Origin of the sequence: Propionispora hippei DSM 15287 (genome assembly GCF_900141835.1) — a bacterium.
Lineage (GTDB): Bacteria > Bacillota > Negativicutes > Propionisporales > Propionisporaceae > Propionispora > Propionispora hippei.
On record NZ_FQZD01000006.1, the window covers coordinates 84632 to 109242 of the forward strand.

The 24611-nt window shown below is 49.7% G+C and carries 28 protein-coding genes; 26 read left to right on the top strand and 2 right to left on the bottom strand.

Annotation, left to right across the window (positions count from 1 at the left end; all coding sequences use genetic code 11):
- The first annotated feature begins 57 nt into the window (after positions 1–57).
- The 4 genes from F3H20_RS03695 (at position 58) to ftsY (ending at position 6451) form a co-directional block, all read left to right on the top strand.
- Positions 58–1113, top strand: a complete 1056-nt coding sequence (locus F3H20_RS03695) for an elongator complex protein 3 (protein ID WP_149733622.1) — start codon at positions 58–60, stop codon at positions 1111–1113.
- Between the two features lie 260 nt (positions 1114–1373).
- On the top strand, positions 1374–1634 hold the full coding sequence (locus tag F3H20_RS03700) for a stage V sporulation protein S (RefSeq protein WP_091744013.1): 261 nt from the start codon (positions 1374–1376) through the stop codon (positions 1632–1634).
- Between the two features lie 119 nt (positions 1635–1753).
- On the top strand, positions 1754–5311 hold the full coding sequence (gene smc / locus F3H20_RS03705) for a chromosome segregation protein SMC (RefSeq protein WP_149733623.1): 3558 nt from the start codon (positions 1754–1756) through the stop codon (positions 5309–5311).
- A gap of 228 nt (positions 5312–5539) precedes the next feature.
- Entirely contained in the window at positions 5540–6451 is a 912-nt protein-coding gene (ftsY, locus tag F3H20_RS03710; protein WP_149733624.1) for a signal recognition particle-docking protein FtsY, read from the top strand.
- 131 nt (positions 6452–6582) lie between these two features.
- Here ftsY and F3H20_RS03715 read toward each other — a convergent pair whose 3' ends face one another.
- Complete coding sequence (locus F3H20_RS03715) at positions 6583–6813, bottom strand: hypothetical protein (protein ID WP_149733625.1); 231 nt, start codon at positions 6811–6813, stop codon at positions 6583–6585.
- 386 nt (positions 6814–7199) lie between these two features.
- Between F3H20_RS03715 and nifH the strand changes: the two genes are divergently transcribed.
- The 10 genes from nifH (at position 7200) to F3H20_RS03765 (ending at position 15461) form a co-directional block, all read left to right on the top strand.
- Positions 7200–8027, top strand: coding sequence for a nitrogenase iron protein (gene nifH / locus F3H20_RS03720; RefSeq protein ID WP_149733626.1), 828 nt, complete (start codon positions 7200–7202; stop codon positions 8025–8027).
- A 104-nt stretch (positions 8028–8131) separates the two neighbouring features.
- The gene (anfD, locus tag F3H20_RS03725; RefSeq protein WP_149733627.1) at positions 8132–9700 is read left to right on the top strand and encodes a nitrogenase iron-iron protein, alpha chain; all 1569 of its coding nucleotides are present in this window, start codon (positions 8132–8134) and stop codon (positions 9698–9700) included.
- Positions 9701–9715: 15 nt separating this feature from the next.
- Entirely contained in the window at positions 9716–10066 is a 351-nt protein-coding gene (anfG, locus tag F3H20_RS03730; RefSeq protein ID WP_149733628.1) for a Fe-only nitrogenase subunit delta, read from the top strand.
- A gap of 13 nt (positions 10067–10079) precedes the next feature.
- Complete coding sequence (gene anfK, locus F3H20_RS03735; protein ID WP_149733629.1) at positions 10080–11468, top strand: Fe-only nitrogenase subunit beta; 1389 nt, start codon at positions 10080–10082, stop codon at positions 11466–11468.
- Positions 11469–11584: 116 nt separating this feature from the next.
- Entirely contained in the window at positions 11585–12037 is a 453-nt protein-coding gene (locus F3H20_RS03740; protein WP_223191591.1) for a hypothetical protein, read from the top strand.
- A gap of 50 nt (positions 12038–12087) precedes the next feature.
- Positions 12088–12798, top strand: coding sequence for a type 1 glutamine amidotransferase (locus F3H20_RS03745; RefSeq protein ID WP_149733630.1), 711 nt, complete (start codon positions 12088–12090; stop codon positions 12796–12798).
- A 6-nt stretch (positions 12799–12804) separates the two neighbouring features.
- Positions 12805–13329: a pyridoxamine 5'-phosphate oxidase family protein gene (locus tag F3H20_RS03750; protein WP_149733631.1), complete on the top strand. Its 525-nt coding sequence runs from the start codon at positions 12805–12807 to the stop codon at positions 13327–13329.
- Positions 13330–13389: 60 nt separating this feature from the next.
- Positions 13390–14673: a nitrogenase cofactor biosynthesis protein NifB gene (gene nifB, locus F3H20_RS03755; protein WP_149733632.1), complete on the top strand. Its 1284-nt coding sequence runs from the start codon at positions 13390–13392 to the stop codon at positions 14671–14673.
- Positions 14674–14709: 36 nt separating this feature from the next.
- Positions 14710–15036, top strand: a complete 327-nt coding sequence (locus F3H20_RS03760; protein ID WP_149733633.1) for a P-II family nitrogen regulator — start codon at positions 14710–14712, stop codon at positions 15034–15036.
- 11 nt (positions 15037–15047) lie between these two features.
- Positions 15048–15461 (top strand): P-II family nitrogen regulator, encoded by a 414-nt coding sequence (locus F3H20_RS03765; RefSeq protein WP_149733634.1) that lies wholly within the window; start codon positions 15048–15050, stop codon positions 15459–15461.
- A gap of 86 nt (positions 15462–15547) precedes the next feature.
- Here F3H20_RS03765 and F3H20_RS03770 read toward each other — a convergent pair whose 3' ends face one another.
- Positions 15548–16480: a substrate-binding domain-containing protein gene (locus F3H20_RS03770; protein ID WP_149733635.1), complete on the bottom strand. Its 933-nt coding sequence runs from the start codon at positions 16478–16480 to the stop codon at positions 15548–15550.
- Positions 16481–16724: 244 nt separating this feature from the next.
- On the opposite strand from F3H20_RS03770, the gene ylxM reads away from it, so the two are divergent.
- The 12 genes from ylxM to F3H20_RS03830 all read left to right on the top strand — a co-directional run bounded on the left by ylxM (position 16725) and on the right by F3H20_RS03830 (position 24540).
- Positions 16725–17084, top strand: a complete 360-nt coding sequence (gene ylxM / locus F3H20_RS03775) for a YlxM family DNA-binding protein (protein ID WP_223191592.1) — start codon at positions 16725–16727, stop codon at positions 17082–17084.
- 1 nt (position 17085) lies between these two features.
- A complete protein-coding gene (ffh, locus tag F3H20_RS03780; RefSeq protein WP_149733636.1) occupies positions 17086–18435 on the top strand; it encodes a signal recognition particle protein in 1350 nt (449 codons plus the stop codon).
- A 57-nt stretch (positions 18436–18492) separates the two neighbouring features.
- Positions 18493–18774: a 30S ribosomal protein S16 gene (gene rpsP, locus F3H20_RS03785; protein WP_091743999.1), complete on the top strand. Its 282-nt coding sequence runs from the start codon at positions 18493–18495 to the stop codon at positions 18772–18774.
- A 5-nt stretch (positions 18775–18779) separates the two neighbouring features.
- Positions 18780–19007, top strand: a complete 228-nt coding sequence (locus tag F3H20_RS03790; protein WP_091743998.1) for a KH domain-containing protein — start codon at positions 18780–18782, stop codon at positions 19005–19007.
- Between the two features lie 145 nt (positions 19008–19152).
- On the top strand, positions 19153–19560 hold the full coding sequence (locus F3H20_RS03795) for a YlqD family protein (protein WP_149733637.1): 408 nt from the start codon (positions 19153–19155) through the stop codon (positions 19558–19560).
- 11 nt (positions 19561–19571) lie between these two features.
- Positions 19572–20078, top strand: a complete 507-nt coding sequence (gene rimM / locus F3H20_RS03800; protein ID WP_149733638.1) for a ribosome maturation factor RimM — start codon at positions 19572–19574, stop codon at positions 20076–20078.
- The gene (gene trmD, locus F3H20_RS03805) at positions 20078–20824 is read left to right on the top strand and encodes a tRNA (guanosine(37)-N1)-methyltransferase TrmD (protein ID WP_149733762.1); all 747 of its coding nucleotides are present in this window, start codon (positions 20078–20080) and stop codon (positions 20822–20824) included. The genes rimM and trmD overlap by 1 nt, the downstream gene beginning before the upstream one ends.
- 7 nt (positions 20825–20831) lie before the next feature.
- Complete coding sequence (locus F3H20_RS03810) at positions 20832–21401, top strand: RNA methyltransferase (RefSeq protein ID WP_149733639.1); 570 nt, start codon at positions 20832–20834, stop codon at positions 21399–21401.
- A 112-nt stretch (positions 21402–21513) separates the two neighbouring features.
- Positions 21514–21855 (top strand): 50S ribosomal protein L19, encoded by a 342-nt coding sequence (gene rplS / locus F3H20_RS03815; RefSeq protein WP_091743994.1) that lies wholly within the window; start codon positions 21514–21516, stop codon positions 21853–21855.
- A gap of 353 nt (positions 21856–22208) precedes the next feature.
- Positions 22209–22736 carry a signal peptidase I gene (gene lepB / locus F3H20_RS03820; RefSeq protein WP_091743993.1) on the top strand — a complete coding sequence of 176 codons (528 nt, stop codon included), beginning with the start codon at positions 22209–22211 and terminating at the stop codon, positions 22734–22736.
- Between the two features lie 185 nt (positions 22737–22921).
- Complete coding sequence (ylqF, locus tag F3H20_RS03825; RefSeq protein ID WP_394349556.1) at positions 22922–23809, top strand: ribosome biogenesis GTPase YlqF; 888 nt, start codon at positions 22922–22924, stop codon at positions 23807–23809.
- 170 nt (positions 23810–23979) lie between these two features.
- Positions 23980–24540, top strand: a complete 561-nt coding sequence (locus tag F3H20_RS03830) for an ATP-dependent Clp protease proteolytic subunit (RefSeq protein WP_149733640.1) — start codon at positions 23980–23982, stop codon at positions 24538–24540.
- Positions 24541–24611 lie beyond the last annotated feature (71 nt).

The window sequence follows — 24611 nt, forward strand, 5'->3', positions numbered from 1 at the left end:
GGCGGCCAGTGGTCGCCCTTGCGTTCTACCTGCGAAAGGGTAATATAAGAGGGTCATATGAAGCACTTTATCATTCCCATTTTTATTCCGCACTTTGGTTGTACTCACCAGTGTGTTTTTTGCAATCAAAAGAAAATTACCGGCAGCAGTGCCATAAGGTTAAGCGGCAAAGACGTTGCAAACTTGATTGAGCTGTATTTGGCCAGGCTTGACCGGCCTCGCCGGGTTGAAGTGGCCTTTTATGGCGGCAGCTTTACCGCTCTTTCTGTAAACTATCAGCGTGAACTGTTGACGCCGGCTGCTCTGGCGCAGCGGGAGGGACGAATACACGCTATTCGCCTCTCGACCCGCCCTGATGCTATTTCCTCCGATATTTTGCAGCATTTGCTCTCTTATGGTGTCAGTATCGTTGAGCTAGGAGCCCAGTCATTGGATGACGGCATCCTGGCTACCGCAGCGCGAGGGCATACGGTGAACGATATTGAACGGGCCGTTTGCCTGCTGCGGGAAGCAGGACTGTCCTGCGGCCTGCAATTGATGCTGGGGCTGCCCGGTGAAACCTGGGAGCTGTTGCCGCTGGTGGCGGCGCGTCTGCTGCGTTTGAAGCCTGATATGTTGCGAATTTATCCAACCCTGGTAATTGCCGGTACGCCGCTGGCCGATTTGTATCAGAACGGACACTATGCGCCGCTAACCGTGGATGAGGCGGTGCGGCGGGCTGCTTTTTTCAGGCTGCTTTGCGACCAGCAGGGAATTTCTGTCATCCGTACAGGTCTGCAGGCTACGGAAGAGCTTGACCAACCTTCGGTAGTGCTGGCTGGGCCGTATCACCCGTCTTTTGGCGAGATGGTGGAAGCCCGCCTTTTTTCTCTGATGTTTCAACGCTTTGCGGCCGGAAAGGATTTGACCGGCCGTCAGCTCGCCATTCTACATCACCCGCGTGATCATTCGAAACTTCGGGGTTTAAGCAATGCCAATCTTAGAAACTGGCAGGAACAGTATGGTTTTAACAAGTTGAGCCTGTATCCGGCAGGGAGCAAAGCGGGTGAACTGATAATCGAATATGAAGGTCTCTCCCATGTGGTAAACAAACAGATGCTTTGTCAACTTTAGAGAGCTCCTGACTCATTCCGGCTGTACGTCCCTGACGAAGCTTTCGCTGCCTGGCTGTGTCAACCAAGCCTTGAAATAGCCGATTTTTCCTGCGATTTTCCTTTTTGCCAGGTGGAAAATCTCTCGTATACCGGCAGGCCTAGTACATTAGCAGATCCCTAAATGACAAAAGAGGAATTTTTAGGAAACCTCTCGAATATCTTATAGATATACAAGAAAGGTTATACAGCCCCAATAGTTATTGATGAGGAGGTTTACTAATGGAAATCCTTAAAGTATCTGCACAATCGAGTCCTAAATCTGTAGCAGGTGCTCTGGCTGCCGTGTTAAGAGAAAAGCATTCCGCAGAAGTGCAGGCAGTGGGGGCGGGGGCAGTCAATCAGGCCATAAAGGCTATTGCCATATCGCGGGGATTTGTGGCGCCAAATGGTATGGATCTCATTACAATACCTGCTTTTGCTGAAATTTCCATTGAGGGTGAGGAACGGACTGCAATCCGGTTTATTGTGGAACCACGGTAAGTTTTTTATTGGCGGAGACCTGTTTGCAAACCTGCAGACAGGTTTTTTATACATGACTGGGCAGGACAAGTTATTTAAAAACTCTATATGAAAAGTTTGGAATGTGTGGTGAATTTTTTTTGCTGTTACGTAGGTTGGAGGCTTATGGGTTTAAGTCGTTTGCGGATAAAACGGAAGTGGACTTTGGACCGGGCATTACGGTAGTGGTCGGTCCAAACGGCAGTGGGAAAAGCAATATCTCCGATGCTATTCGCTGGGTGCTTGGCGAGCAGAATATCAGAAACTTGCGTGGCGCCAGGGTGGAAGATATTATCTTTTCCGGCAGTACCGGCCGGCGTGCGCTGGGGGTGGCGGAGGTTTCGCTGGTTTTTGATAATTCGGACGGCGTGCTGCCGCTGGATTTTAATGAAGTAACGATTACCCGCCGGGTTTTCCGGTCCGGCGAGAGTGAGTATTTCATCAATAAGACGCACTGCCGCTTAAAAGATATTCATGACCTGTTGGCCGATACCGGGCTGGGGCGGGAAGCCATGCCGGTTATCAGCCAAAACAAGGTAGATGAAATATTAAACAGCAAACCCGAGGAACGGCGCCTGATTTTTGAAGAGGCTGCCGGTATCACCCGTTATAAAAACCGGAAAAAGGAAGCTTTACGAAAATTGGACGATACGGAGCAGAATCTGGTCCGCCTGGAGGATATCATTTCGGAAATCGAATTACAGCTTGAACCGCTGGAGGCCAGTGCTGCCCGGACTTCGCGCTACCAAGAACTGCAGGAGGAATTGACGGCCTGCCGCATTACTTTGCTGGTGGACAAGCTGAAAAAGGCGGAGCAGATGGTGGAAAGCGCCACTTTGCAGGAGCTTGCTCTGAAAGAGGAAGAACTGACTGTGGGCAATCAGATTCTGCTAGGCGAGGCCGAGCTTGAACGTCTGACTGCTCAACTGGCGGAATTGGAAGAAACCTTACGTGGGACTGGAGAGCGCCTGCAGCAAGCTTACCGGGAAACCGAGCGGCTGGAAGGCCGAATTGCCTTGCTGACTGAAAAGATCTCCCAGGGCTCGGCTGCCGGCGAACGAATAGCAGCCGAAGAGCAACAGAACCGGGAACAGGCGGAAACCTTGCAAGAACGTTTAGCGGAAAGCTGCCGCCAACTGTCAGAAAAGCGCGAACAGGTCCTGGTGCTGCAGCAGGAATTGGCCCAAAGTCAGGAGGCCTATCAGCAGACCGCGGCGGACATACAGGCGATGGAAGCCCGCCTGGAGCTTTGCAAGGAACAGTCTTTTGATTATTTGCAGGAATTGGTTAGCGCCCGTAATGAGATTGTCACGTTGGAAAAAGATATGGCCAAACTGTTGACCAATCAGGGGGAGTACGCCCGGGAACTGGCGGGATACGGCGAGCAGCTTACACAGACCGGTGAGGCGGCGAAAGCGGCACTGGCGGAGAAGAACGGCTTGGCCGAAAGGCTGGCGGAACTACTCAAGGAGGAAGAGCGGCTTGCTGAAGTAAAACAGGCTCTGGAAGCGGACTGCCGGGACTTGCAGAATAAAGAAAAGGCTTTGCAGGTAAAACTGAATGAGTTTGCGTCCAAACATAAAATTCTGTCCCACATGCAGCAGGATTTTGACGGGTTTGGCCGCAGCAGCAAGAGTGTCCTGCAGAACCGGGCAGCCTGGCGTCAGGGAATTTGCGGCGCGGTAGCTCAATTAATTCAGGTACCGGACTCCTATGTCACGGCGGTGGAAACTGCTTTGGGCGGCGCCTTGCAATATCTTGTTACCGAAGATGAAGCGACAGCCAAACAGGCTATTGCCTTTTTAAAGGACCAACGTCTGGGCCGGGCCACTTTCCTGCCGCTTACTACTATTCAGACCGGGACGCCGCGGGATTATGAACTAAAGGCGGCAGCGGCGGCAGGTTCACTGGGACTGGCCTCGGTCGTGGTCGATTGTGAGCAGAAATACCGCAAAGTGGTGGAATTCCTGCTGGGAAGGACCATTATAGCCGAAAATATTGACGCTGCGCTGGCTATTGCCAAGAACCATCAGTATCGTGTGAGAATTGTTACGCTTGACGGACAACAGGTTAATCCGGGCGGTTCTCTGACCGGCGGTAGTACGCATCGCCGGGAAAACAGCTTTTTAAGTCGCAGCAATGAAATTGCGACGTTGGAAAAAACCATAGGGGAAACCAAGTCGTCCCTGGAACAGGCTCAGCAAGCGGTGAGTGCCGTCGAGCGAAAACGGCTGGAACTGGATAAAACGGCGGAGGTTAAGCAGGCAGAAAAGCAAGCCCTGGAAGTGCGGCTGGCGCAGCTTGAAGTGCATGGGACCAATCTGCAGGGAGAACTGCGGCGTTTGCAAATGGCGTCAGATAGCCTGCAGGAGGAAATGGACTCCTTTACCGGTGAAAAAACGGCAATGCAAACGAAATTGGCTCAAAAGCAAGAAGCTATTCTTGTTTTGGAAAATCGTGATGCCGAGCATAAGCGGGAGATGCTTCGTTGGCAGCAGGAACTTAAGCTGCTCAATGAGAAAAAAGACTTGACCGGTCATGCGGTGACCGACTGCAGGGTTTCGCTTACAGCGCTGGAACAGCAAATGCAGGCTGTGGAAAGCGAAAGCCAAATGCTCCGGACGGAACTGGCTAAGACGGCCACTGTGCTGCAGCGGTTGGCTAATGAAGCGGTAACGCTGCGGGAACAGACAGCCGGCTATGACGCCGAGCTGAAAGAAGTGAAGGAGCTGCACCGGACGACAGAGGGGCAGACTGCCGGCTGTCTGACGGCGAAGAAAGAACTGGAGTCCGGCAAGTATGCCGTGTTAACGGAACTTACCAAGCAGGAAAAGGAGATAAAGGATAAACGGCGGCGTCACAATGAAATTCAAAACCGGCTGCATGAATTTGAGTTGATGGCCACAAAATACAAGTATGAATTGGAAACTTGCCGCAAGGAACTGACCGAACGGTGTAATGTTTCCTGGGAAGAGGCTGTTTCCCGCTGTCGTGAAGGCAGTGTGGCGGAGCTGACGGTGCAAGCTAAACGGCTGGAAGAGGAGATTGTTTTGCTGGGACCGGTTAATCATAGTGCGATTGAAGAATTTGCCCGTGTACGGGAACGGTATGAGTTTTTGCGGAATCAATCGGAAGATTTAAAAAATGCCCGTGAATATTTAGCGACTATTATTCAGGATATTGACAAGAAAATGTCCAAGCAATTCAGTGTGGCCTTTAAAGAAATTAATCAGCATTTCAGTGTGATCTTTGAGCGCCTGTTCGGTGGCGGCAAGGCCTGGCTATCTTTGCTGGAACCGGACAAACCGCTGGAAACGGGGGTTGAGGTCTGGGTGCAGCCGCCTGGTAAAAAGCAGCAAAGCCTGGTATTATTATCAGGTGGGGAGCGGGCTTTGACGGTCATTGCCCTGCTGTTTGCCTTTTTAACCTACCGGCCGGCACCGTTTACCATGGTAGACGAGATTGATGCTCCGCTTGACGAAGCCAATCTGCAGCGCTTCAGCGGCTTTCTGCGGGATTATGCCCAAAACACTCAGTTTATTGTGGTTACTCACCGGAAAGGCACTATGGAAGTGGCCGATATTATTCACGGTGTTACCATGGAAGAGTCCGGGGTTTCCCGCCTGGTTTCCGTCAAACTGGTGGATGCTGCGGGATAAATAGAGGCAAGGGCGTGTCCTTCAGACTATCCGAAACGCTCCCTGACGGCGCCTTTTGTGCCATACTTTATTAAAATTTTTGAAATAGGGGCCGCTATTCCTGCAAAATTTCGCGTGCCCTTTAGGGTATAATTTGTCTGGCGCAAAAATCACTCGCCATGGATCATTCCGTTAGTTTGAAGACACGCCCTAGGGCGTATGAAAAAATAGGAATTAGGTGAAATGAATATGGGCTTTTTTGATAAATTGAAAGTCGGTCTGGAAAAAACCCGCAAGGGCTTAACCGAGAAGATTGAACAATTAATTGTCGGCTATGCTGACATTGACGATGAGTTTTTGGATGACCTGGAGGCTATCTTACTGACCGCCGATGTGGGAGTGAAAACGACAGCCCAACTACTGTCGGACGTCCGGGCCGGGATTAAGAACAAGCAAATTCAGTCGCCGGAAGAATTAAAGCCGTTTTTACAGGAGAAAATCAGTACCATTTTAATAAGCGGTGAAACGGCGGAACCGGAGGTACAGCCACCTATGGTGATTATGGTGGTAGGAGTTAACGGTGTGGGAAAAACGACCACTATCGGCAAACTGGGCAATTACTACCGGGAGCAGGGCAAGACGGTTATGCTGGCGGCCGGCGATACCTTCCGTGCTGCGGCCATTGAGCAATTGGAAATCTGGGGCGATCGGATCGGAGCGGAGGTTGTCAAGCATACGGAGGGTTCCGATCCGGCGGCCGTAGTGTTTGACGCCGTCCAATCGGCTAAGGCCCGAAAAGTGGATGTGCTGATTATTGATACGGCGGGACGGCTGCACACCAAGTCCAACCTAATGGAGGAACTGAAAAAAATTTATCGGATCATCAACCGGGAGCTGCCGGGAGCACCGCACAGTACCTTGCTGGTGCTGGATGCAACTACCGGTCAGAACGCTGTGAACCAGGCCAAGCTGTTCGGCGAAGCCGCTGCCGTATCTGGCTTGGTTCTGACCAAGCTGGACGGTACAGCCAAGGGCGGCGTGGTGATTGCCATCAAGTCGGAATTGAATGTTCCCGTTCGCTGGATCGGCATCGGTGAAGGGGTGCAGGATTTACGTCCTTTTGATCCGGCAGAGTTCAGCCAGGCATTGTTTGCCGATTAAATCATAAAAACAAGGATCTTTTAGAAAGATCCTTGTTTTTATTTATACACAGGTACTAACTAGATAAACTAAATCAACAAAAACAAATTAAATTAACTAAAACATATTGACTCTATGGATTTGGTGTAGTATTATAAGACAAAAGCAAGTTTAATATTCTCTGGAGCAGGGTGTTTGCAGTACTTTGCCTGGCAGATACGAAGGGGTATCAATGAACCGGAACGGTTCATTGATACCCCTTTTTTACAGCAGGCCGTTTTACTCGCGATACCACGAATATGGCGGGTAAAGAAAACTGTCTTGCCTGGCGGCTTACTATTTAACACAAAAATAAAAGCTTCATGGATACCACGAATATCCATGAAGCAGAGGTAAATCTCCTATTCTCAGTGGCACTAAGTTTATTTGATTTGCCCATTTTGCATTATAGCAAAATAGGCAGGGAGTTTCAAGGTGTTCTTAGAGAAAAAGATAGCTTTATTGAAATGAAAGGGGGTGGTTATCAAAAGAAGACTGTTGGAGGCTGGTTAATAGGCAAAAATAACTGTACCGGAAGGAGCTGAGGATATATCGTCCATATATGCTTTAAAAACAAAAGCTTTGAGGATACCACGAATATCCGCAAAGCCGTTGTTAAACCCAGTGGCACTAGGTTTATTTAATTTGCCTGTTTCTATTATAACGGGAAGTATTTTCAATTTCAACTATAATTTTAAAAAATCTGTTAATTTAAAAGGAGGGCATACACATGCCAAGAAAAATTGCGATTTATGGTAAAGGCGGAATTGGTAAATCCACGACCCAACAAAATACGGCAGGAGCTATGGCTCATTTTTACGATAAAAAGGTGTTTATCCACGGTTGCGATCCCAAGGCTGATTCAACCCGGCTGATTTTAGGGGGAATGAACCAAAAAACGCTGATGGATATGCTGCGTGACGAGGGGGAAGACAAAATTACCACCGATAGAGTGGTAAAAGACGGTTATCTGGGAATCCGTTGTGTGGAATCGGGTGGTCCCGAACCGGGAGTTGGTTGTGCCGGTCGGGGTGTTATCACGGCTATTGACCTGATGGAGAAAAACGGCGCCTATACGGATGATTTGGATTTTGTGTTTTTTGATGTACTTGGTGACGTTGTCTGCGGCGGATTTGCCATGCCGATCCGGGATGGCAAGGCGCAGGAGGTTTATATTGTCGCTTCCGGCGAAATGATGGCCATTTACGCTGCCAATAATATTTGCAAAGGCCTGCTGAAATACGCTAAACAAAGCGGTGTGCGGCTAGGCGGCGTTATTTGCAATAGCCGTAAGGTAGACCGGGAAAGAGAATTCCTGGAAGAGTTTACGGCAGCGATTGGTACCCAGATGATCCATTTTGTACCGCGGGACAATATTGTTCAGAGAGCTGAGTTCAATAAGAAAACAGTTGTTGAATACGATGCAGATTGCAACCAAGCCAAAGAATACGGCGAACTGGCGCGCAAGATTATTGAAAATGATAAATTTGTCATTCCCAAGCCGCTCAGCATGGATGCGCTGGAGGCTATGGTGGTCAAATACGGGATTGCAGATTGAGCAATCGACCGTGTAGCGGTAACCGGCTGTTTAGCTTATAACAGTAACCGGTGGTAGTTGTATCTGTATATGTATTGATTAACGATATGAGGGAGGACCTTGTCATGCCGTATCATGAGTTTGAATGCAGCAAATGCATTCCGGAAAGAAAAAAACACGCGGTGGTAAAAGGCCCCGGTGAAACGTTGGCCGATGCACTGCCGCTCGGCTATCTCAATACCATACCCGGCACCATTTCCGAACGGGGCTGCGCCTACTGCGGCGCGAAGCATGTTATCGGGACACCAATGAAGGATGTCATTCACATGAGTCATGGGCCGGTAGGCTGTACCTATGACACCTGGCAGACTAAACGCTATATCAGTGACAACGATAATTTTCAGCTAAAATACACTTATGCTACGGATATGAAGGAAAAGCATATTGTCTTTGGGGCGGAAAAGCTGCTTAAGCAAAATATTATTGAAGCCTTTAAAGCGTTTCCCAAGATCAAACGGATGACTCTTTACCAGACTTGTGCCTCGGCGCTGATTGGCGACGATATCAACGCCATTGCTGATGAAGTAATGGAGGAATTGCCTGATGTGGATATTTTCGTCTGTAACTCCCCCGGCTTCGGCGGTCCCAGCCAGTCCGGCGGGCATCATAAAATCAATATTGCCTGGATTAATCAAAAGGTTGGCAATGTGGAGCCTAAAATCACCAGTGACTATGTGATTAATTATGTCGGTGAGTATAATATTCAGGGCGACCAGGAAGTCATGGTAGATTATTTTAAACGAATGGGTATTCAGGTGTTGTCTACTTTTACGGGCAATGGATCTTATGATGATCTTCGGGCGATGCACAGAGCTCATCTTAATGTATTGGAGTGTGCCCGCTCGGCCGAATATATCTGTAACGAACTCAGGCAGCGCTATGGGACGCCACGGCTTGATATTGACGGCTTCGGTTTTGAGCCGCTGTCGGCATCCTTGCGCAAGGTAGCGATGTTCTTTGGCATTGAGGAACGGGCGGAAGCCATCATTGCCGAAGAAACGGCTCGCTGGCAGCCGGAATTGGACTGGTATAAGGAGCGCCTGAAGGGCAAGCGGGTTTGCCTGTGGCCCGGCGGATCGAAGCTTTGGCACTGGGCTCATGTTATCCATGCGGAAATGGGCGTTGATGTTGTTTCGGTTTACACCAAGTTCGGCCATCAGGGCGATATGGAAAAAGGCATTGCCCGTTGCGAAGAAGGGGCTTTGGCTATTGACGATCCAAACGAGCTGGAAGGCCTGGAGGCTATGTATAACTTAAAGCCTGACGTGATTTTTACCGGCAAACGGCCCGGCGAGGTAGCGAAGAAGATTCGTGTTCCCTATCTGAATGCCCATGCCTATCATAACGGTCCATATAAAGGCTTTGAGGGATGGGTGCGGTTTGCCCGCGACATCTATAATGCTATTTATTCGCCGATACACAAGCTTGCTTATCTGGATATCAGCAAGGATGAGATTGCCACAGATAAGGGATTTGAAACCCGGCAAATGCTTTCCGATACCAATTTGAGTCCGGAAATAACTGATTCAACTGATCTGCGCCAATATACCGGGAAGTTTGACAGCGTCTCCGACCTACGGAGCAAGACCTATTTCAGCTTCCCGCCGGCGCAACCAAAACTTTCAGTGGTATAAGGGAGGTGCCGATCGATGGATGATGTTATGCGTGATCGAATTGAACAGTTGGTTGATTATATTATGAAGAATTGCCTGTGGCAGTTTCATTCCCGGGCCTGGGACCGGGAAAAGCAAAATGAGGGGATTCTTACCAAAACGATGCAGATTTTATGTGACGAACCGGTTGAGAAGGAAACTCCTCAGGATAAATGCTACTGGGTTGATGCCGTCATTTTGGCTGAAGCTTACCGGCAGCGGTATGAGTGGATTCATGCCATGGATAAGGCTGAATTAAAACTGCTTATGCAGGGGCTGAAGGAGCGGATGGATTATCTGACGATTACCGGGTCGCTTAATGAAGAGCTAACCGTACCTCTCTATTAGGAAGGATGATATTATGGCTTGCGAATTAAAAGAAAAAGAGCGTGCTGGAATTATCAACCCCATATTTACCTGCCAGCCCTGCGGTTCCCAGTTTGTCAGCATCGGAATCAAGGATTGCATTGGCATTGTGCATGGCGGTCAAGGTTGCGTTATGTTTGTCCGATTGCTTTTCTCGCAGCATTTTAAGGAAAGCTTTGAAATTGCATCTTCTTCTGTGCATGAGGACGGCGCCGTATTCGGGGCGCTGAACCGGGTGGAGCAGGCGGTTGACGTGCTGTTGATGCGGTATCCTCATGTGAAGGTTGTGCCAATTATAACCACTTGCTCGACAGAAGTCATCGGTGACGATATTGACGGGGTTATTACTAAACTCAATAATGGACTGTTAAAAGAAAAATATCCCGGCCGGGAAGTATATTTAATCCCCATTCATGCACCAAGCTTCAAGGGAAGCATGGTCACCGGGTATGATGCGGCCGTAAAGGATGTGGTCAGCTATTTTGCCAAGAAGGGCGAGTCGAACGGGAAACTGAACTTGATTACCGGCTGGGTTAATCCCGGTGATGTAACCGAACTGAAACATTTGCTGGCGGCCATGGAAGTTGATACAACCGTTCTTTTTGAAATTGAAAGTTTCGACTCTCCGTTAATGCCTGACGGAAACCATGTCTCTCATGGCAATACCACCATTGAAGACTTAAAAGGAACGGCTAACGCGTTAGGCACGATCGCCCTGAACCGCTATGAGGGAGGGCAGGCTGCGGAATACCTGGAAAGCGAATTTGACGTACCGGCCATTATCGGCCCTACGCCGATTGGAATTCGCAATACCGATTCGTTTTTGCAGAAGGTAAAAAGCCTGACCGGTAAATCAATACCGCCTTCCTTGGTCAAAGAGCGAGGCATTGCTATTGACGCTATCACCGATGTGGCCCATTTATTTCTGGCCGATAAAAAGGTTGCCATTTATGGAAATCCCGATCTCGTGATCGGTCTGGCCGAGTTCTGTCTTGATCTGGGAATGAAGCCTATGCTGCTGCTGCTTGGTGATGATCGTAAGGACTATCCCCTGGATCCCCGCATTAAAGCGCTCCAGGAAAATGTAGATTACGATATGGAGATTATCACTAATGCGGATTTGTGGGAATTGGAAAACCGGATAAAAAATGAAGGGCTTGAGCTGGATTTGATTCTGGGCCACTCCAAGGGCCGGTTTACCTCGATTGATAACAATATACCCATGGTAAGAGTCGGTTTTCCCACTTATGACCGTGCCGGCTTGCACCGGTACCCCGTAGTCGGTTATGCCGGAGCCATGTGGCTGGCCGAGGCTATGGCCAATACCCTGTTTACTGATATGGAGTATAAAAAGAGTAAAGAATGGATGCTGAATGTTTGGTAAAAAATTAGGCAGCGGTACCGTCAAAAACAACAAAAGTGCAGAAATCCAACAGTAACCTGCATACTGCCGGTTTGACTGAAAACCGGCAGTATGTAAGGAGAAAAGAGGCTGGTCATATGATGGACATAAGCGAGATCGATGTGGCGGCGTTTGAGGAAAACTACCGCAGCAGCAGGATGTATCATTTTCGGGCCCGACAGTTTCTGGAAGAAGGCCAGCAAGCCAGTGTGGTCTTTAACGTGGCCTCGGTTGCGCTGGAAAACTATCTGATTGCCTTATGCCTGCTGTATGGGATTGAGCCGGAAAATCATAACTATATTTGCTTGATGGAGGCCGTCGAAGCGATAGACTGTCTGGTTGTTTCACCGGAACTAAATCAGTCGATCCGGTCGCTGGACCAGATTTTTGGTATCTGTTCGCTGGAAAATTATTTTCACGGCGCACCGGAGGTAACTGATATGGTGAAAGTGTTAGAGCTGTGTGAAGCCGTGGCGGAACTGTTCGATCCGATAAGGATCGGTGACGTACGGCGTTTTGCCCAGCAGCAGAAGGAAAGCTGCCCGACTTGACCGAATAAGGCCGATAAAAGTATATTTGATAGGACCAGAAGGGGGTTGCCATGAGAATTCATTATTTGCAGCATGTTCCTTTTGAGAACCCGGCCATGCTTGTCACCTGGGCGTATGAACGAGGACACCGGCTTTCGGGTACGCACCTGTATAATTTTGAGGCGGTGCCTGAACCGGACCAGTTTGACTGGCTGGTGATTATGGGCGGTCCGATGAATATTTACGAAGAAGAGCAATACCCCTGGCTGGGTTATGAGAAGGACTGCATCCGAAAGGCCATTGAGCAAGAGAAAGTAGTCCTGGGTATTTGCCTGGGGGCGCAGCTCATAGCCGATGTATTGGGCGGTAAAGTTACGAAGAATCCAGTGGCCGAGATCGGCTGGCTGCCGGTTACCCTGCACAAAGAAAAAATCCAGGAAAAATTTTTTGACGGGTTTCCGGAAAGCTTTCCCGTTTTTCAATGGCATAACGACACTTTCAGTATGCTCGGCGAGGAGGCTGTCTGCATCGCCTCCAGCGAGGGCTGCCCTCATCAAGCTTTTATGTACCGGGATCGGGTTTTTGGCTTCCAGTTTCATCTGGAAAGTACGGCCGCCAGCATCAACTCATTACTTTATCATTGTGCTGACGAACTGCGGCCGGGACCTTATGTGCAGACTGCTCAAGCCATCCGGGAGAATATGGGGATACTGGCGGTGGTTAATTCACTGATGACAGAATTTCTTGACCGTCTGGCCGCGTATACCGCAAGCGAGAGGTGAACAAAGATGGAGCAAATCAGCTATACCCAGCGAATTTGTCATGATCAGGAAAAAATCGAACGCTTTTTAACCGAACAGCGGGTGGGGACGCTGAGTATGTCCGATTCAAGCGGCATCCCTTATGCTTTGCCGGTGAACTATGTGTATTGGAACGGCAAGATATACATCCATGGCATGGGGAGCGGCAAGAAACATGCCGTTCTGGCCAAGCAGCCGTCAGTTTGTTTCACTGTCTTTGAAGAGTTTGGTACGGTGACCGACGCTCATCCGGCCAAATGTGATACGGCGTATTTGAGTGTGATTATCTTTGGTAAGGCTTTGCCGGTAGCGGACACAGTGGAAAAAACGGCAGCCTTGAACCGGCTGTTGGACAAATTTCTTCCCGGCTTTTTTAAGAGTCCATTGACCGGTGAATTTGTGGAGCAGTACCGGTCATCTTTCGATAACAAAACGGTTATGGTTTACGGCATCGAGGTGGCAGAACTCACCGCAAAGGAAAATCCGGTGGCCGGACAAAACCTGTTCAAGTAAAAATTCCTGTTCTGACGAAGACTGCAGTCAGCCAGGTATTATGGAAATGGAGGGGAGCATATGGAGCAGCCATGTCCGATGACCGGGCTGTCCGGTGAAGCGGTGGAACTGGCAGCCAAGACGGCTAAACATCCCTGCTATTCGTTCGAAGCGCACCAAAAGTTTGCCCGAATGCATCTGCCGGTGGCGCCGGTATGTAATATCAGCTGCAACTATTGCAACCGCAAATACGACTGTGTGAATGAAAGCCGGCCCGGCGTAACCAGCGCTGTACTGACACCGGAAGAAGCGCTGGCCAAGTTCACCAGGGTAAAGGCTGAATTACCGCAGCTCAGCGTAGTCGGTATTGCCGGACCGGGTGACGCGCTGGCTAACTGGAGAGCAGTCCGGAAAAGCATTGAACTGATTAAGGCTGCCGCACCGGATACTATCTTTTGTCTGTCGACCAATGGACTGATGCTGCCGCGCTATGCCGCAGAGATTATGGAGCTGGGTATCCGGCACGTAACGGTCACGGTAAACTGTCTGGAGCCGGCTATTGGCGCGAGCATCTATCACCACGTCCATTATCAGGGGAACTATTACGTGGGGGAAAGTGCGGCGAACATTCTGATCAACAACCAACTGACCGGCATTGAACAGTTAGCCGCCAATGGTGTTTTGGTCAAGGTCAATACTGTGATGATCAAGGCAATTAACGGCAGTCACATTCCTGAGGTCGTGAAAGCAGTAAAGGAGCGGGGCGCGGCGTTGTCCAATATCATGCCGCTTATTCCGGCGCCGGGCAGCGTGTTTAGACATTTTCCCCAGACCAGCCGCAAAGAAGTGGAAGCTTTGCGGGATCTGTGTCAGAGTGAATTGCCGCAAATGCGGCACTGTCAGCAATGCCGGGCCGATGCCATTGGCCTTTTGAATGAGGACCAGTCCTATAAATTCCGGGATGCGAAAAAGGAATTGCCCGGCAACTGTCAGTCTAAGCACGGACTTTATAAGGTGGCCGTTACGTCCCGGAACAGGAGGATGATTGATTTGCATTACGGCTATGCCGAAGCTTTTCATATTTATGAGACTGACGGCAGCCGTAGTACCTTCCTGGAAACGAGAAATGTCGCAAAGTATTGTTCCGGGAAGGCCACCTGTGAGGAAAGTGAAGCGGTGAAGGCTGTTGTAGTGCAAAGCTTTGCCGATTGCCATGCCGTACTGACCATGCGTATTGGCTATGAGGCTCAAAAACGTCTGCAGGAACGGGGCATTGCCGTGATAGAATCCTGTGCCGGTGTGGAAGAAGGCTTGCTGCATGCCTTTCAGGTACTGGAAGCTGCCCGGGCGCCCGGAATTGCCTAGGATAACACAATAAAAAAGCAGGAGGATGAGCATAGCATGATTATGATCAGAGCGATTATCAGACCTGAAAAAAGAGATGAAGTTCTGAACGAACTGGCTGCCGGGGGCTTTAATGCCGCTACCGTACTGGATGTGGTCGGCAGGGGGAAGCAGAAAGGTATTAAGCTGGCCGGCGTGGTTTATGATGAAATTCCCAAGACGATGATTATTATGGTAGTCCGCGCCGCAGACCAGGAGGCAATTGCGAATATCATTCTACAGACAGCTAAATCGGGGGATCAGGGATTGTTTGGTGACGGAAAGATTTTTGTCTCACCGGTGGAAGAGGTGTATACTATTTCCAGCGGCAAAACCGGACTATAGGGGGCGGCATTATGAAAGAAATTATTGCGGTGGTAAGGATGGGCAAGGTCAGTGCTACCAAACGGGCCCTGGTTGAAGCCGGTGTGGCCGGTTTTACCGCCTCTAAGGTGCTAGGCAGGGGCAAGCTGGTCAAGGACCCTGCGGTAATCGAAGCCCGCAAACAGGAATTGCTGGCCCTTAACAAGAGCAAGGATAAACAAGAAGCGGAACTGTTGATTGATACCTTCCTGAATGGAGTCCGGCTGTTTCCGCGGCGATTATTTAACGTCATTGCCCACGACGAGGATGTTCCCCGGATTGTGCAGGCGATTATGGCGGTAAACCGGACGGATAATCAGGTCGGTGACGGCAAAATTTTTGTCCTGCCGCTGAACGATGCTATCCGGGTACGGACCGGCGAAACAGGTGACAGCGCGATTTGGTGAAATGATTATCATTCAACCAATAGAAAAAGCCCCAAGCAACGTGGTCATACCATCGTTTGCTTGGGGCTGTATTGCTTTGGCCGCGGTTACAGTTCGGCGATGATTTCACCCATCTGAGAAATATCATAGCCACTCATGCCCATGACTTCTTTACGGAATTCATCGGACCGTAAGATGGAAAGCAAGGTTTCAAAATGCTGGGGATTGATGTCCTGCGGTAAAATAACGAGATCATACCGTTCTTTTTGCAGTGGGATAAACTCAATGTTACGGACCTGCATAGCCGCCTTTTCCGTTCCGAGGCCGACGTCGGCTTCGCCTCTGGCGACACAACTGGCAACTGCCAGATGGCTTAATTCCTCACGGGAATATCCCTGGATGTTGCGGGAATCTATATTAAGCTTACGAAGTTTTTCATCTAAAAGCACTCTGGCACCGGCACCAAGGTTGCGATTGACGAAACGAATATCGGGCCGAGTCAAATCATGCCAGTCTTTGATGTTTTTAGGATTGCCGGGAGCGATATAAAAGCCTTCGACGCGGGAGACCAAATTGACAACACAGGCTTTTTGTCCCGGTAAGTAGCGGCGTACAAAAGGCACGTTATATTCATCGCTGTCGCCGTCCCAAAGATGAGTTGTGGCAATATTAGCGGTGCGGTTGTAAAGCGAAATTAAACCGCTGATACTGCCTACATAGCGCCGCAAAAACTGCACGCCGGGAATTTGTTTTTCAAGATGGCCCGATAGTACATCGAGGATAACATCTTGTCCACAAATAATAAGGCCCGGATAGTGGGCTGGGGCAGAATGATCGGCAGGTAAGCCCTCATGGCCGGTAAATAACTCGTTGCTGCGCGATTTTCGTTTATAGTTTTCAAGATCGGCGCTTTCGATACGCATGCTGCGTCCAATGCGGTAGGCCGGCAATTCGCCGCGCTTAATCAGACTATACACGGTAAATCTCGAAATATTAAGTATTTTTGCTACTTCCTCAGGCTTGTATAAATTGCTGGACATTCGTTATACCTCCACAAACTCATGAACATATAATACCATGCTTTTAAGCCTTTTCTCAACCTATGTCGAGCTATTTCCTGCTGTTTCTTTTTCGTAACCGGTAACGGATGTACATATTATCGTATCTTGTCAAAAATATACTAAAGAAGTGACAAGGTAAAATACTTGACAATGCCGTTGCCAGTCTGTATACTTAGAAAAGTGAAAAGCCGTTCTTCCTAAAGCATGAAGGGATCGTTTCAGTATGCTGGATAAAGTGCTGCGCATGGGATTTTTATATGATTTTTATGGCGCGTTGCTGACCGAAAAGCAGCGACAGTGTCTGGAAATGCATTACCTCAGCGATTTGTCGCTGGCGGAGATGGCTGAGCAGCTTGGCGTGACCCGGCAGGCGGTACATGATATTTTGCGACGGGCTGAGCAGCTTCTGGACGAATATGAGACTAAACTTAAGCTGTTTGAGCGGTTTCAGCACGAGCAGCAGACAATCAGTCAGGTGTACGGCCTGATCAGCAGTCTGTCGGATGAAGTGAAGCAGTTGGAGCCGGTAAATCGGTCGCTACATATATTGGAACTTTTATTGGATTACGGTAAGGAGGCATAGCATGGTTTTTGAAGGCTTAGCCGATAAACTACAGCAAACATTTAAAAAACTGCGCGGCCGGGGCAAACTGACCGAGGCGGATGTGAACGAAGCCATGCGCGAGGTCCGGATGGCGCTCCTGGAAGCGGACGTAAACTTTAAGGTAGTGAAAGAGTTTATTGCCAAAATCAAAGAGCGGGCTATTGGCCAGGAAGTCATGGGCAGCCTTACACCGGTGCAGCATGTCATAAAGATTGTCAACGATGAACTGACCGAGCTGATGGGCGGGACACAAAGCCGTATCGCCATCGCCTCCCGGCCGCCGACCATTGTGATGATGGTGGGCTTGCAGGGGGCCGGTAAAACGACGACGGTTGCCAAACTGGCTAATTTGCTGGTCAAGAAGCAAAGCAAGCGCCCATTGTTGGTTGCGGCGGATATTTACCGTCCGGCAGCCATCAAGCAATTGCAGGTGCTGGGTGAACAGCTTGATGTTCCGGTGTATGCCGCTGAACCGGGCACGAAACCCGTGGACATCGCTAAACAGGCACTGGAGTACGCCTTGGCCCATACTCGGGACATGGTGCTCATTGATACGGCCGGCCGGTTGCATATTAACGAAGAACTGATGCAAGAACTGAAAGATATCAAGCGCGAGGTCAAACCCCATGAAATCCTGCTGGTGGTTGATGCCATGACCGGTCAGGATGCCGTTACGGTGGCCGAGTCCTTCAACAATGAACTGGGCGTTGACGGTGTGATTCTGACCAAGCTTGACGGCGATGCCCGCGGCGGGGCAGCTTTATCAGTCCGGGCGGTGACCGGACGGCCGATTAAGTTTGCCGGCATGGGCGAAAAGCTGGATGCCTTGGAAACTTTCCATCCTGACCGGATGGCGTCCCGGATTCTCGGCATGGGCGATGTGTTGAGCCTGATCGAAAAAGCGCAGAGCGCCATTGATCTGGAGCAGGCTCAGGCAATGGAAAAGAAGCTGCGCAAGGAAGAATTCACGCTGGACGATTTTCTCGAGCAGCTGCAGCAGGTGCGCAAGCTCGGCTCCTTTGAGCAGATACTGAGCATGCTGCCCGGTATGGGGAATTTGAAAAAGCTGCAGGATATTGAGTTTGACGAAAAAGAACTGGTCCATGTAGAGGCGATTATCCGCTCGATGACCAAAAAGGAACGACGTTCGCCGGACATCATCAACGGCAGCCGCCGCAAGCGCATTGCCCTGGGCAGCGGGACGCGGGTACAGGATGTAAACCGGCTGCTAAAACAGTTTACCGAGGCGAGGAAGATGATGAAACGGTTTCAGGAAATGCAAAAGGGTGCAAAAAAGGGACTGGGCTTTAAGCTTCCCTTTATGCGCTAATATATGTATACAGTGAGTATCCAAGCTTCGGATACTCTATAAAGGAGGTGAATGGAAATGGCGGTTAAAATTCGTTTGAAACGTATGGGTGCTAAAAAGAACCCGTTCTATCGCGTTGTTGTGGCTGACTCTCGCTCGCCGCGTGATGGCCGGTTTATTGAAACTCTGGGACATTATGACTCTACGGTTGAACCGGCAGTCATTAAAGTGGATGAGGAAAAAGCAATTAGCTGGCTGCAACAGGGTGCTCAACCTACCGACACGGTAAAAAGCTTGTTCAAAGCGGTTGGCATCATGAAAAAATGGGATGAAATAAAGCGTGCTAAGAAAGAGGCTTGATAACTATGAAGGATCTCGTTGAAGTTATCGCCAAAGCTTTAGTGAAAAATCCGGAACAGGTTGCTGTGACGGAGTTGGCTGAAGCGACCGGCACTGTTTATGAACTCAGGGTAGCTCCGGAAGACATGGGTAAAGTCATTGGTAAACAGGGTCGCATAGCTAAAGCACTACGCACCGTAGTAAAAGCTGCTGCCACTCGCGAAAATAAAAAAGTAACAGTGGAAATTATTTAGAAAATAAATAATCAGGAGTTTTGTTGTGAAAGGTTCAACTGTCAAATGCTTTGGCAGATGGGCCTTTTGCAATAAAAGAGAGGCCTGTTCTGAGACTGGTTGTGGATTGTTTTAGAACAGGGCTAAAGAAAGGTGGATTAACGGAATGGAAAATATGAGCTTGAAATGCCCTGTCACGATCAAAGCCAAAGTAACGGAAACTCTCAAACAGCGTTTGGCAGCAGAAATTCAGGAAAATATTAAAAAAGTGGACATGGAATTGCAACAACTGGAGTTTCATGCCAAGCGGGCGCTGGCCGATCAGGCTAAGCAGGATATGCAGGGATTGACCGCCATTCGTCAGCAGATTGATGCGGAACGGCAAAAGCGTCTTGAATTTAAAAACCATATGATGGAAAAGCTAAAGGAAACGGCCCAATTGGAACTGGGGGCGGAAATTGCCCAAGGGACGTTGGAGAGAACCGTGTCAGTTGGCATCGGTGATGACTTGCATAAAATACTTGGTGAGGAAATCCTGATTGAAGACGGGATCGTTATCGCCTTCCGCAGGTAGGAAGAAAAAGCATGGCAGAAAAGTTGATTTCCATAGGAAAGATTACTGCCCCGCATGGTGTGCGGGGTGAAGTGCGTGTCATACCGGACACCGACTTTCCAGAGCGGTTTGAACAGATGAAGACCATCCGGCTGGATGACGGCAGTGTATGGCCGGTGCTTGGGGTCAAATACCATAAGCATTTTGTACTGCTTACCTTAAAAGGTATTGACAGCAAGAATGCTGCCGAGCCACTCCGCAACAAGGTGATTCAGGTTAGACCTGATGAATTGGTACCGTTGCCGGCGGGGCATTATTATCATTTTCAAATCATCGGTCTGGAGGTCTTCACGGAAGACGGGGAATTTCTGGGACGGGTAAAGGACATTATTACCACAGGCAGCAATGATGTGTATATCGCGGAGCAGGAAGGGCAGCGGCCGGTGCTGATTCCGGCATTGAAAAAGGTAGTGCTGGATATTGACCTGCCGGCCGGAAAAATGAAGGTGAAACTTCAGGAGTGGGAAACGGAAGCATGATGCGTATTGATATCATTTCCTTGTTTCCCGACATGTTTGCCGGACCTCTCGGGCACAGCATCATCAAGCGAGCCCGGGAAGCCGGGCTGCTGTCGGTGCAGGTGACCAATCCCCGTGATTTCGCTTTTGATAAACATCATATTGTTGATGATTATCCCTTTGGCGGCGGTGCCGGCATGGTGATGAAGCCCGATCCGGTTTTTCTGGCGGTTGAGAGCATTACGGCCGAGCGGGAACCGGATAAGTGCCGGGTTATTTTAATGTGCCCCGGCGGGCAGCCCTTCACCCAGCAAAAGGCCAGGGAACTGGCCGGATATGAGCAGCTTGTCTTTATCTGCGGCCATTATGAGGGCCTGGATGACCGGGTGCGTCAGCATCTGGCCGACGAAGCCGTATCCATCGGTGATTATGTACTGACCGGCGGTGAATTGCCGGCCATGGTCGTCGTGGATGCCGTAGCCCGTATGCTGCCCGGTGTATTGGGGGCCAGCGACGGGGCGGAACAGGATTCCTTTTACAGCGGGCTGCTCGAATATCCCCAGTATACCCGGCCCCGTGACTTTCGCGGCTGGTCGGTGCCTGACGTGCTGATTTCCGGTGACCATGCCAAAATAGCCAGATGGCGGCGGAAACAATCGTTGAAAAACACGCTGGAACGGCGCCCCGATCTGTTGGTGGATTTTCCGTTGAACGCGGAGGATGCCGTCTTGCTGGAGGAAATCAAGAAAGAACGGTCTGGAGGCTAGTGCACTAATGTCAAGGGTTTACTTAGGACTGGTTCATTATCCTATTTATAATAAAAATAATGATGTGGTGACAACGGCCATCACCAATTTTGATGTCCACGATATTGCCCGGACATCACGTACCTATCATATTGCCCGTTATTTCATCATTCACCCGGTGGAAAGCCAGGTCAAAATGGCCAGGGATATCGTAGAATACTGGCAGAACGGCTATGGCGGCGAGTATAATCCCGACCGACGGGAAGCCTTCAGTATTTTGGACATTGTGCCGGATATCCGGGCAGCCGTTGAGCAGATTACGGCTGCGGAAGGCAAAGCGCCGGTCATTGTAACTACCGATGCGCGCCAATTTTCCAATATGGTGTCGTATCGAAAGCTCCGGGCGCTGCTGCAGGAGGAGGAACAACCTTGTCTCTTATTGTTCGGGACAGGCTGGGGCATTGAAAAATCGGTAATGGAGCAGTTTGATTACATTCTGGAGCCTATTTACGGTCCCTGCGATTACAATCATCTGCCAGTGCGGGCGGCTGTGGCTATTATCCTTGACCGGTTGCTGGGCGAGGCCTGGTGGTCGTAATTAATACTTGAATATCCAGGCAATATATGATAAAATTATCGTCGTGTAAAACGGACGGTCCTCTGTCGCTTATTGGGCGGGTAAGAACGTCTAGTATAAGGAGGCACTATAAGTGAATATTATTCAGGCATTGGAACAAGAGCAACTTCGTAAGGACATTCCTACGTTCAGACCGGGAGACACCGTCCGCGCCCACGTAAAGGTAGTGGAAGGCAACCGTGAACGTATCCAGGTTTTTGAAGGTGTTGTTATCACCCGTCAGGGTGGCGGCGTACGTGAAACTTTCACGGTAAGACGTATTTCTTACGGTGTTGGCGTAGAACGTACTTTCCCGGTACATTCTCCCCGTTTGGAAAAAATCGAAGTCGTCCGCAGAGGTATTGTGCGCCGTGCTAAATTGTATTACCTGCGCAACCTTACCGGTAAAGCCGCACGTATTAGAGAAAGACGGTAGTAAACAGGGGACTGGCAGCAGTCCCTTTTCTCGCATGGCCGGAAATGTATTTTTTCGGTCATCAGTGGAAAGACTAAGGCTTCCGCCGGTGTCACACAGACTTGGCACAAGCCGGGTCTTTTCTTGCTTTTCGGGCTGTATAGAGACCGGCTTTATATCGAACACTAAGGTGGAGTTAGTACCTTGCGTCGCCTAAAATAGATAGTTCCCTTTTTCGGCCTGCGGTGTTTGCGTATGTTTGCGAGGCTACTTCGTTTTGCAGGACAAAAAATTCTTAAGCTTATCCGATGCTTTAAGTGACGCAGAGTATCCCCTTTACATAGAGAAGTGTTATCCGGTAGGAGGAATTCACCTTGAGTAATGCAAATCTAAAAAACGAAATAAAGGACTGGGTTATTTCCATCGTCATTGCCGTTGTGCTGGCATTTTTTATCCGGTATTTTATTGTAGAGCTGTATATGGTGGAAGGGCCTTCGATGCGACCCACGTTAATGAACGGGGAACGCCTGGTGGTCAATAAATTCATTTACCGTTTTAAAATGCCTGAATATGATGATGTTCTGGTCTTCCGCTATCCGCAGGATCCCAGCCGTGATTTTATCAAACGGGTCATTGCTGTGGCCGGTGATACAATTGAAATCAAGGAAGGCCGTGTGTTCCGCAACGGACAATTATTAAATGAGCCGTATATTTTGGAAAAGACTAAAGGCTCCTATCCGTTGGCTACCGTGCCTAGCGGAACCATCTTTGTTATGGGCGACAACCGGAATAATTCCGAGGACAGCCGGTTTAACGATGTTGGCTTTGTGCCGCTTAACTTGATTAAGGGCAAGGCCGTACTGGTATTTTGGCCCTTTGATCAGCTAAAAACTCTTCCTTAGTCAAGCGCCTGACTGTAAGCCGTATGAAAAAGCGTAAGCCGTTTAAAACTAGTACCGTACTGCCGCTGCAAATGGTTGTACCATCACCATCTGTCAGCGCGTCAGACGGACGGGGTTGAAACGGCTTTTTGTATACGGAGCCGGCCCAAGAGGGAGCCGGTGAATGAATCTGCATATTGTGAGTGATGTATATGGAAAATAGCAAGGATAACATGCGTATAAACTGGTTTCCCGGGCATATGGCCAAAGCTCAGCGTATGATGCGTGAACACGTAAAGCTGGTCGATGTCGTCATTGAACTGGTAGATGCCCGCATACCACTGAGCAGTGCCAATCCAGTGATTGCCGATATCATTGAGAACAAGCCGCGCGTCGTTGCGCTAAACAAGGCTGACCTGGCTGAAACGGCCTGGACCGAACGCTGGATAGAAACATTCCGCAGTCAAGGCCTGCAGGCAGTTGCCATTGATTCCATGACAGGTAAAGGAACCAAGTCCCTGATCAGTAAGGTGGAGCAGGGCGCCAGCGCGGCCATTGCCAAACTTGTTGACAAAGGAGTGCGGCCACGGGCTGTAAGAGCGATGATTCTGGGCATCCCCAACGTGGGAAAATCCTCCCTGATCAATCGCCTGCTGGGATCGGCCACTGTGCGTACAGCCGATAAGCCGGGCGTAACCAGGGGTAAACAATGGATTAAAGTCTCCAATAACCTGGAGCTTTTGGATACTCCCGGCGTACTTTGGCCGAAGATAGAGGACCCGTCAGTGGCCCTGCGGCTAGCCATTACCGGGGCTATTAACGACGAAGTATATGATTTGGAGCAGGTAATGGCCAAATTCTTAACCATGCTGCGGGAGGACTACAGCGAACGGCTGAGCGAGAGATATAAGTTGACGCTGCCTTTGCCGGAAGACAGCGAGGAATTGCTGCGTTTGATCGGCAGCAAGCGGGGTTGTTTGCGCAGCGGCGGCGTGGTCGATTGCGACAAGGCCCGCAAAATCATTCTGAACGAATTTCGCGGCGGCAAGCTGGGGCAGTTTACGCTGGACCGCCAATTGCCGGACCGGGAATAGATGAGGGGTGGGGAGGCTTGCTCGTTAAAGGGCAGCCTTCTTTATTTTTTGGCAGCGCCTGCAGGATTTTTCCTGGTCGGTGGAATATAAGTTAAAGAGAATAGATGCTCTGTGAACAATTGATTAGTTTGATTCAGTTGATATTGTTCGACGGACAAGGAGGAAATAAAATGGAACAAGAAGAGAAACAAGAGAAATGGCAGGAGAAACTGTTAAAAACCCGGTCGATCATTATTGCCGATGAGATCACGCAGGCTGTGGCGGAGAAAGTAACTGCCCAGCTCCTCATTTTGCAGGAAATGAGTGATGAGCCGATTAAATTATTTATTAACAGCCAGGGCGGTCATGTGGAGGCCGGTGATACCATCCATGATATGATTCGCTTTGTGACGCCGAGAGTCATTGTCATCGGTACCGGCTGGGTAGCCAGCGCCGGCATTACCATTTATCTGGCGGCGGCGAAAGAGGACCGCTACTCGCTGCCCAATACCCGCTATATGATTCACCAGCCGCTCGGCGGGGTACGCGGCCAGGCGACCGATATCAAAATAGAAGCCGATGAAATTATCAAGATGCGCCGCCGCATCAACCGTTTGATTAGCGAAGGTACCGGACAGCCGCTGGCCAAGGTGGAGCAGGATACGCAGCGCAATTATTGGCTGGATGCGGCAGAGGCAAAAGCCTACGGTATTGTAAGCCGTATTATCGCCGAGTATAAGGAAATAGAGTAAGTGCTATAGGTCACAGCCGGTCAATGGCTGTGACCTTTTTTGTTGGGCAAGGAAGGGGCTGTTTTCTGGCG

Coding starts and splice junctions, on each gene's coding strand:
- F3H20_RS03695 (WP_149733622.1), top strand. CDS start 58: ATGAAGCACTTTATCATTCCCATTTTTATTCCGCACTTTGGTTGTACT.
- F3H20_RS03700 (WP_091744013.1), top strand. CDS start 1,374: ATGGAAATCCTTAAAGTATCTGCACAATCGAGTCCTAAATCTGTAGCA.
- ftsY (WP_149733624.1), top strand. CDS start 5,540: ATGGGCTTTTTTGATAAATTGAAAGTCGGTCTGGAAAAAACCCGCAAG.
- F3H20_RS03715 (WP_149733625.1), bottom strand. CDS start 6,813: ATGGATATTCGTGGTATCCATGAAGCTTTTATTTTTGTGTTAAATAGT.
- nifH (WP_149733626.1), top strand. CDS start 7,200: ATGCCAAGAAAAATTGCGATTTATGGTAAAGGCGGAATTGGTAAATCC.
- anfD (WP_149733627.1), top strand. CDS start 8,132: ATGCCGTATCATGAGTTTGAATGCAGCAAATGCATTCCGGAAAGAAAA.
- anfG (WP_149733628.1), top strand. CDS start 9,716: ATGGATGATGTTATGCGTGATCGAATTGAACAGTTGGTTGATTATATT.
- anfK (WP_149733629.1), top strand. CDS start 10,080: ATGGCTTGCGAATTAAAAGAAAAAGAGCGTGCTGGAATTATCAACCCC.
- F3H20_RS03740 (WP_223191591.1), top strand. CDS start 11,585: ATGATGGACATAAGCGAGATCGATGTGGCGGCGTTTGAGGAAAACTAC.
- F3H20_RS03745 (WP_149733630.1), top strand. CDS start 12,088: ATGAGAATTCATTATTTGCAGCATGTTCCTTTTGAGAACCCGGCCATG.
- F3H20_RS03750 (WP_149733631.1), top strand. CDS start 12,805: ATGGAGCAAATCAGCTATACCCAGCGAATTTGTCATGATCAGGAAAAA.
- nifB (WP_149733632.1), top strand. CDS start 13,390: ATGGAGCAGCCATGTCCGATGACCGGGCTGTCCGGTGAAGCGGTGGAA.
- F3H20_RS03760 (WP_149733633.1), top strand. CDS start 14,710: ATGATTATGATCAGAGCGATTATCAGACCTGAAAAAAGAGATGAAGTT.
- F3H20_RS03765 (WP_149733634.1), top strand. CDS start 15,048: ATGAAAGAAATTATTGCGGTGGTAAGGATGGGCAAGGTCAGTGCTACC.
- F3H20_RS03770 (WP_149733635.1), bottom strand. CDS start 16,480: ATGTCCAGCAATTTATACAAGCCTGAGGAAGTAGCAAAAATACTTAAT.
- ylxM (WP_223191592.1), top strand. CDS start 16,725: ATGCTGGATAAAGTGCTGCGCATGGGATTTTTATATGATTTTTATGGC.
- ffh (WP_149733636.1), top strand. CDS start 17,086: ATGGTTTTTGAAGGCTTAGCCGATAAACTACAGCAAACATTTAAAAAA.
- rpsP (WP_091743999.1), top strand. CDS start 18,493: ATGGCGGTTAAAATTCGTTTGAAACGTATGGGTGCTAAAAAGAACCCG.
- F3H20_RS03790 (WP_091743998.1), top strand. CDS start 18,780: ATGAAGGATCTCGTTGAAGTTATCGCCAAAGCTTTAGTGAAAAATCCG.
- F3H20_RS03795 (WP_149733637.1), top strand. CDS start 19,153: ATGGAAAATATGAGCTTGAAATGCCCTGTCACGATCAAAGCCAAAGTA.
- rimM (WP_149733638.1), top strand. CDS start 19,572: ATGGCAGAAAAGTTGATTTCCATAGGAAAGATTACTGCCCCGCATGGT.
- trmD (WP_149733762.1), top strand. CDS start 20,078: ATGCGTATTGATATCATTTCCTTGTTTCCCGACATGTTTGCCGGACCT.
- F3H20_RS03810 (WP_149733639.1), top strand. CDS start 20,832: ATGTCAAGGGTTTACTTAGGACTGGTTCATTATCCTATTTATAATAAA.
- ylqF (WP_394349556.1), top strand. CDS start 22,922: ATGTATATGGAAAATAGCAAGGATAACATGCGTATAAACTGGTTTCCC.
- F3H20_RS03830 (WP_149733640.1), top strand. CDS start 23,980: ATGGAACAAGAAGAGAAACAAGAGAAATGGCAGGAGAAACTGTTAAAA.